Origin of the sequence: Elstera litoralis, assembly GCF_000963705.1 — a bacterium.
Lineage (GTDB): Bacteria > Pseudomonadota > Alphaproteobacteria > Elsterales > Elsteraceae > Elstera > Elstera litoralis.
Genome location: NZ_LAJY01000935.1, coordinates 1 through 966, shown reverse-complemented (window position 1 = coordinate 966; position 966 = coordinate 1). Strand labels below are relative to the sequence as shown.

The 966-nt window shown below is 48.2% G+C and carries 1 protein-coding gene; it reads left to right on the top strand.

What is annotated here, in order from left to right:
- The first annotated feature begins 120 nt into the window (after positions 1–120).
- A complete protein-coding gene (locus VZ95_RS20815; protein WP_198148469.1) occupies positions 121–927 on the top strand; it encodes a substrate-binding periplasmic protein in 807 nt (268 codons plus the stop codon).
- Positions 928–966: the final 39 nt, after the last annotated feature.

Genomic DNA, 966 nt, shown 5'->3' with positions numbered 1-966 from the left:
AGACGGAAAACAGTTTATAGTATTTTTTATAGATTTATTGCATCTTAAATTTGTAATTGAACTGGAATATGTTTCTTGGGATAAAGGCACTCAACTCAATATAACCCTATGGATCATTCGATGAAAAATTTACTCTCCCTGAGCCTTAGACAAAATTTTTCTCGGACCTTCTCACTAAAAATCGCCACTTTGACTGTATTTTTCCTCTCGCCTGCCGCTTTAGCGCAATCAAACTGCAGTCTTACCGTTGGCTGGGAGGCTTGGTTTCCCTACGCTTACCTTGATAGCAAGGGTAAATTGATCGGCTTTGACGTTCAACTTATCGAAGCTTTGGGGAAGGAGAGTGGGTGCGAGATTAAATTCGTCGGGCGTGCTTGGTCGCGATTGCTGAAGGAAGTCGAGACTGGCGAAACCCAATTGGCGATGGGGGCGACAAAAACCGCCGAACGCGAAGCCTATGCTCGGTTCACGCAGTTCTATCGTATGGAGCGTCTCGGCGTTCTCGTGCAGAAGAATAAAGCGCAAGAGTTGAAAGCCACGAGCCTGAAAGAGCTTATTGCCCTTCCCGGCGCTAAAATCGGGGCCGTCACCGATTGGGAATATGGTGACGATTATGAGACTTTAAAAAAATCACCCCAGTTCTCAGAGTGGGTCGAACTCTCGGTTCGGGACGAGGTGAATTTACGCAAGTTAGAGGCTGGACGGTTAAAGGCCATGTTGGTTGACCTAGCCTCGGCGCATGTTCTCGTTGAGGAACTGAAAATGGGCGGTGCCGTCGAAACTCACCCCCTCATTTTGAGCCAGGCCGATATTCATTTTATGGTCAGCAAGGCAGGCGTGAGCGAGGACATCTATAAAACGCCTCAATACTGCCGCCGAAACGATGAAAAAATCGCCCGAGGTTCAGGCGATTTATCGTCAATATAGCAGCCAATAGTCGCGCCTGCGGGGCTGGGAGCGCCTAAA